Source organism: Bacillus sp. BB081 (assembly GCF_008368895.1).
Lineage (GTDB): Bacteria > Bacillota > Bacilli > Bacillales > Bacillaceae_G > Bacillus_A > Bacillus_A wiedmannii.
In genome coordinates this window covers 41,958-48,278 of record NZ_QOZX01000012.1, presented here as the reverse complement: position 1 = coordinate 48,278, position 6,321 = coordinate 41,958, and the positions used below count along the sequence as shown (strand labels likewise).

8 protein-coding genes are annotated in these 6,321 nt (G+C 37.6%); all 8 read right to left on the bottom strand.

The annotated features are described in order from the left end of the window. Positions 1 to 319: 319 nt before the first annotated feature. The gene (gene lysS, locus DN394_RS06410; RefSeq protein WP_000369672.1) at positions 320 to 1,819 is read right to left on the bottom strand and encodes a lysine--tRNA ligase; all 1,500 of its coding nucleotides are present in this window, start codon (positions 1,817 to 1,819) and stop codon (positions 320 to 322) included. A 159-nt stretch (positions 1,820 to 1,978) separates the two neighbouring features. Continuing rightward, positions 1,979 to 2,977, bottom strand: coding sequence for a tRNA dihydrouridine synthase DusB (gene dusB / locus DN394_RS06405; protein ID WP_000912237.1), 999 nt, complete (start codon positions 2,975 to 2,977; stop codon positions 1,979 to 1,981). 23 nt (positions 2,978 to 3,000) lie between these two features. Next, on the bottom strand, positions 3,001 to 3,204 hold the full coding sequence (locus tag DN394_RS06400) for a helix-turn-helix domain-containing protein (RefSeq protein WP_000387029.1): 204 nt from the start codon (positions 3,202 to 3,204) through the stop codon (positions 3,001 to 3,003). Beyond that, positions 3,156 to 3,671 carry a 2-amino-4-hydroxy-6-hydroxymethyldihydropteridine diphosphokinase gene (folK, locus tag DN394_RS06395; protein WP_001059453.1) on the bottom strand — a complete coding sequence of 172 codons (516 nt, stop codon included), beginning with the start codon at positions 3,669 to 3,671 and terminating at the stop codon, positions 3,156 to 3,158. The genes DN394_RS06400 and folK overlap by 49 nt, the downstream gene beginning before the upstream one ends. Next, complete coding sequence (gene folB / locus DN394_RS06390) at positions 3,668 to 4,030, bottom strand: dihydroneopterin aldolase (RefSeq protein ID WP_046958123.1); 363 nt, start codon at positions 4,028 to 4,030, stop codon at positions 3,668 to 3,670. Before folB ends, folK begins: the two co-directional genes overlap by 4 nt. Continuing rightward, the gene (gene folP, locus DN394_RS06385; RefSeq protein ID WP_046958124.1) at positions 4,031 to 4,891 is read right to left on the bottom strand and encodes a dihydropteroate synthase; all 861 of its coding nucleotides are present in this window, start codon (positions 4,889 to 4,891) and stop codon (positions 4,031 to 4,033) included. Then, positions 4,866 to 5,738 (bottom strand): aminodeoxychorismate lyase, encoded by an 873-nt coding sequence (gene pabC, locus DN394_RS06380; protein ID WP_046958125.1) that lies wholly within the window; start codon positions 5,736 to 5,738, stop codon positions 4,866 to 4,868. The genes folP and pabC overlap by 26 nt, the downstream gene beginning before the upstream one ends. Continuing rightward, positions 5,732 to 6,319: an aminodeoxychorismate/anthranilate synthase component II gene (gene pabA, locus DN394_RS06375; RefSeq protein WP_000602298.1), complete on the bottom strand. Its 588-nt coding sequence runs from the start codon at positions 6,317 to 6,319 to the stop codon at positions 5,732 to 5,734. The genes pabC and pabA overlap by 7 nt, the downstream gene beginning before the upstream one ends. Positions 6,320 to 6,321: the final 2 nt, after the last annotated feature.

Below are 6,321 nucleotides of genomic sequence, written 5' to 3'. Positions count from 1 at the left end.
CGTTCAGTTTTCAAAGAACTCATCTGCCGCTCAGAAGCGACTTTATCAATATAACATTTCGTTATATTTTCGTCAACAACTTTTTTCAATAAGTTGTTTTTCGTTTGTTTTGCTTGTTACCTTTCGTGGCAACGAATATAAATATACCAGTTTGATTATTAAAATGCAATAGTTTTTCTAATAAAATTTTTAACTTAGTAAAAAAGTATAAAAATAGCACATTCCTTCTATATAAATATAATTTCTCGCACCATCAAGAGCTACTATCCCTACGTAGCTCATACTCAAATAAAAAAAGCTTTGGAGAAATCTCCAAAGCTTAGTCTTGTTTATGACGCATAGCAGGGAATAATAATACATCACGAATAGATGGTGCATTCGTTAACAACATAACAAGACGATCAATACCAATTCCTAGCCCACCTGTAGGAGGCATACCGTACTCAAGAGCTTCAATATAATCATCATCCATCATGTGAGCTTCATCATTACCTTGTTCGCGCTCTTTTAATTGCGCTTCAAAGCGTTCTTTTTGATCAATCGGATCATTTAGCTCAGTGAATGCATTTGCATGTTCACGTGCAACGATAAATAATTCGAAACGATCTGTGAATCGTGGATCTTCATCATTCTTTTTCGCAAGTGGCGAAATTTCTACCGGATGACCGTAAATAAATGTTGGTTGGATTAATTTATCTTCTACTTTTTGTTCGAAGAATTCATTTATAATATGACCAACTTCCATCGTATCCTTAATACCTACATTATGTTCTTTTGCAAGTTCACGCGCTTCTTCTACACTCATTGGATTCCAGAAATCTGCTCCAGAATGTTCCTTGATTGCATCTACCATATGAAGACGTGTCCATTCTGGTTCTAGATTAATTTCATAATCACCATATTGGATCGTTGTTGTACCTAGTACTTGCTTCGCAATATGCGCAACCATATTTTCTGTTAGTTTCATAATATCTTTATAATCAGCATACGCTTCATATAATTCAATCATTGTAAACTCTGGATTATGACGAGTTGATACACCCTCATTACGGAATACACGACCGATTTCATAAACTTTTTCTAATCCACCCACAATAAGGCGCTTTAAATGAAGTTCAATTGCGATACGCATGTATAATTCCATATCTAACGCATTATGGTGCGTAATGAAAGGACGCGCAGAAGCTCCACCTGCAATTGCATGCATCATAGGTGTTTCCACTTCAAGATAACCATTGTCATCTAAGTATCTTCTCATTTCACGGATGATTTTACTGCGAGTAACGAATGTTTCACGGCTTTCCATGCTTGTGATTAAGTCTAAGTAACGTTGACGGTAGCGTTGTTCAACATCTTTTAATCCATGATATTTATCCGGTAATGGACGAAGAGATTTCGTTAATAGTGTAAAGCCCGTTGCTTTCACCGAAAGTTCTCCAACGTTCGTTTTGAACACTTTACCTTCAATACCTACTAAATCACCTAAATCTGCTGTTTTAAACAATTCGTACTCTTCATCTCCAACAGCATCTTTGCGAACATAAATTTGAACTTGTCCATGTAAATCTTGAATATGTGCAAATCCAGCTTTTCCTTTACCGCGTTTTGTCATAATACGACCAGCGATAGAAACAGAGATTTCTTTCTCTTCTAATTCTTCTTTAGAGAACTCTCCATATAAGCTTAATAAGTCATTTGTTGCATTTGTACGTTCAAATCGTTTACCAAACGGATCGATTCCTTGCTCACGTAAGTTATGTAACTTTTCACGACGAACAAGCAATTGGTCGTTTAATTCTTCGTGGTTCATGTTATCCATGGTATTGATATCACTCCAGCTCTATTAATTTTTACAATATATACAGTATAGCATTTTCTACTCAACTAGAAAAACTGCCAGCAACTAGCTGGCAGTTCTTCTTTCTTTCACGTAATTATAGGAAGTGTATAGAAGAATGTCAATCTTCCCTATCTATTATTAACCAACGTGAATTGTTTGTTGTTTCGCTTCTACTTCTTCTACAAATGCACCTAATACATTCGCAAGGTCCTCACGCGTATTACAAGCATTGATACCATTACGTACAGTTGCATTACCACGAACACCCTTTAAATACCAAGCTGCATGCTTTCTCATCTCTCTTACAGCGACATTTTCGTTCTTTAAATCGATAAGACGATCTAGATGCAACATACATACGTCAATTTTCTCACGCACTGTCGGTTCCGGCATTAATTCACCTGTTTCCAAATACTTTACCGTACGATAAATCATCCACGGGTCCCCAAGGGCAGCGCGACCAATCATAACACCGTCTACACCAATTTCATCAAGCATACGCTTTGCATCTTGTGGCGTTTCGACATCACCATTTCCGATAACCGGGATATTTACAGCTTGCTTTACTTGTTTAATAATATCCCAATCCGCTTTCCCTTCATACATTTGTACTCGTGTACGTCCATGAACTGCTACTGCTTGTCCGCCAGCACGCTCAACAGCTTTTGCATTCTCAATTGCAAAAATATGATCTGCATCCCAACCAATACGCATCTTAACTGTAACCGGCTTTTCAACAGCATCTACAACTGCCGCTACCATTTCATATATTTTATTTGGGTCTAAAAGCCACTTTGCTCCCGCGTCACACTTAATGATTTTCGGTACCGGGCAACCCATATTAATATCAATAATGTCTGCTGTCGTATATTTATCTACGTATTTCGCAGCATCTACAAGAGTTTCTTTCTCTCCACCAAAAATTTGTAAACTTAATGGCTTTTCTCTTTCATCAATATATAACATATCTAATGTTCTTTTGTTATTAAGCAATATCGCTTTATCACTTACCATTTCAGCACAAACTAAACCTGCACCAAATTCTTTTACTGTCAAACGGAATGCAGAGTTACACACTCCCGCCATCGGTGCTAATACAACCGGGTTTTTCATCTCAATATTTGCAATCTTTAACACTCGACTTACTCCTTCCTTCATAGTCACTTCGGCATTAATTCCTCCACTGAAACCTTTAATGCCTTAGCAACTTCCACTACAAAATCTTGGGAAGGCGATCGATTCCCTCTCTCAACTTCACCTAAAACAGATACAGATACCCCTAACTCTTTCGCAAAACCTTCTTGTGTATAACCTTTTAGCTTTCGAAAAGCACGAATGCGTCTTCCCCATTTTTCTGCTTCCATACCGTTACTCCCTCTCGCCTTTTCATTTCTTCTACTTGTGAACGTGAAATGTTTTGTTTTATATCTTGATTAATCTCTAACAACGGAACGATAACAAAAGCTCTTTCGAACATCCGCGGATGCGGAACAATAAGATTCTCTGCTTCAATATTTTCTTGATTATATAGTAAAATGTCAAGGTCGATGGTCCTCGGACCCCATCTAATTTCCCTTTTTCTTCCTAAATCATTCTCTACTCTTTGTGTAATTTTCAATAACTCTTGCGGTGATAAATTGGTAGAAATTTTTATAACTAAATTTAAAAAGCAACTTTGGTCAGTATAGCCAACTGGTTCTGTTTCATATACAGATGAAATATCGTTAACTTGGATATACGGGTTTTTGTTTAAAAACTGAATCGCTTCAGTTAAATACGTATAACGTTCTCCGATATTTGAACCTAATGCAATGTAAGCTATATTATTCATGGTCGTTCTCTCATAATTTCTACTGCTACAGCACGATAATGCCCAGGTATCGGCGGATCTGGTTTAATTACTTTAATTGTACAACGGAAAATACTCTCATATTGTTTTAATATATCTGCAGCAATATTTTCAGCGATACTCTCTACAAGCTTATACGTTCTATCTTCAACAACTTTTCTACATAACTCGAAAAGCTCTCCATAATTGACAGAATGCTCTAAGTCATCACTTTCTCCTGCCTGTTTCAAATCCAACTCCACCGTTAAGTCCACTTTAAATCTCTGACCCAATTTATTTTCCTCCGGGAATACACCATGATAACCGTAAAACTCCATATCATGAACATAAATTTTATCCAATTACTTTACCCCCTTACCAATCATCGCATCCATCATCTTAGCCATACGTGCCATTTCCTTCACATCGTGAACACGAACAAACTCACAACCCTTTTCAATGCCGAGACAAACGGTAGCTCCTGTTCCCTCAAGACGTTCCTCTACCGGTAAATCTAACACATGTCCAATAAAGGACTTTCTTGAAGTACCTAAGAGAACTGGATAACCCAGTACGTTTAACTGTTCTAAATTACGCATCGCTTCTAAATTTTGTTCAGGTGTTTTAGCAAAACCGATGCCTGGGTCTAAAATGATATTTTCATCTCGCACGCCAGCATCTTTAGCAATTTTGATGCTTTCATATAAATCAGCAATCATATCAGCCATTAAATTGCGGTAATTCATGTTATCGCGATTATGCATCAAGATAATAGGTACATCGTAATGAGCTGCAACTTCAGCGATTTTCGGTTCCGCCTTCGCTCCCCAAACGTCATTAATAATATGAGCGCCCGCTTCGATTGCTTGTTTTGCAACTTCAGCTTTATACGTGTCGATAGAAATCGGCAATTCCACTTCTTTTGCAACCGCCTGAATCATCGGAACAACTCGCTTTATTTCTTCTTCCACCGATACTTTAGCAAAACCGGGGCGAGTAGATTCACCGCCGATATCAATAATATGAGCACCTTCATCTCGCATTTCTTTCGCATGGCGCACCGCAGCCTCTAACTCGTTGTAACTCCCACCATCAGAAAACGAATCTGGTGTTACATTTAAAATCCCCATAATTAAAGTTTTTTCATTTAAGTTCAATGTATATTCGCCGCAGCGCAAATCATAATCCCACTTCAAACTACACATCTCCTCTTCGCAATTCATTTCTGCTCCACAATTTCTCTCTCTGCATTTCATAAAGACTCATAAACCTTTTTGTAACCATACCTACTTTACCCGGGAAATCTCGTCCCTCTATATGATAAAGCGGGACAATTTCTTGAATCGAGTTTGTTACGAAGACTTCATCAGCTGAAAGTAATTCATCTTTTGGAAAGAAACCTTCCTTCACTTCGATGCCCAGCTCTTCAGCAACCTTTATAATAAACGCACGAGTGATACCATTTAAAATCCCTGTTTTTAGCGAAGGTGTATACAAAATATCACCTTTCACGAAAAAGAGATTCGAAACAATACCCTCTGCAACATAACCTGTTTCAGTAAGGAAAATACCTTCCTTATTCACAACATTTCCAATTTCACGTTTTCCTAAAATGTTATTTAAATAATGATGAGACTTTAAGCGAGACGCACCCTCTGGTGTATTTCGCACTTGCTTTAAAACAACCCCTTCTTTTTCCACTACATCTTCAGGGGCTGCTAAAGGTTTTATAAAAACAATAACAGACGGCTCTTCATACCTTTCCGTTTGCAATCCAATTTCATCTATACCCGCTGATACATTAAAACGTACATATGCATGCTCTAATTCATTCTTAACGAGTAAATTCTTCAAAATAAGCAGTACTTCATCTTTCGTCATTGTCCATTTAATTTGCAATGTATCCAGCGCATCTATTAAACGATTATAATGATCATCCAATAAGAAAGGATGACCATTATAAATACGAAATGTCTCAAAAACTCCAAGACCATATAAATAACCATGATCATAAGGAGAAATTCTCGCTTCACTCGCTTCTACATACTCACCATTTACGTAAATTAACACGATGTCACACTTGGGCTGTATTTACGAATGAAATTCTGCAACAACTCTTTCCCGTGGGAAGTCATAATTGATTCTGGATGGAACTGTACACCTTCAATCGGTAATGTTGTATGACGGAGCGCCATAATTTCCCCTTCTTCTGTCCAAGATGTTACCTCTAAGCAATCAGGTAACGTCTCTTTCTTAACGATAAGGGAATGGTAACGTGTCGCAGTAAACGGATTAGGGATATCCGAAAAAATCGTCTTTCCGTCATGATGCATAAGCGACGTTTTCCCATGCATTAAGCGCTCCGCACGTATAACCTCTCCGCCAAACACTTGTGCAATGGATTGATGTCCAAGACAAACCCCAAAAATCGGAATCTTTCCAGCAAAGTATTGAATAACCTCCATACTAATACCTGCTTCATTAGGACTACACGGACCTGGCGAAATCATTAAAAAGTCTGGTTTCATATTCTCAATATCTGAAATAGTCACTTCATCGTTACGTTTAACAACAAGCTCTTGTCCAAGTTCTCCAAGAAACTGCACTAAATTAAATGTAAAAGAATCATAATTATCAATCATTAATATCATTT

Bases quoted from the DNA above. Each gene is read 5' to 3' on its own strand.
- lysS (WP_000369672.1), bottom strand. From the start codon at position 1,819: ATGGATAACATGAACCACGAAGAATTAAACGACCAATTGCTTGTTCGT.
- DN394_RS06400 (WP_000387029.1), bottom strand. From the start codon at position 3,204: ATGGAAGCAGAAAAATGGGGAAGACGCATTCGTGCTTTTCGAAAGCTA.
- folK (WP_001059453.1), bottom strand. From the start codon at position 3,671: ATGAATAATATAGCTTACATTGCATTAGGTTCAAATATCGGAGAACGT.
- folP (WP_046958124.1), bottom strand. From the start codon at position 4,891: ATGAATTGCGAAGAGGAGATGTGTAGTTTGAAGTGGGATTATGATTTG.
- pabA (WP_000602298.1), bottom strand. From the start codon at position 6,319: ATGATATTAATGATTGATAATTATGATTCTTTTACATTTAATTTAGTG.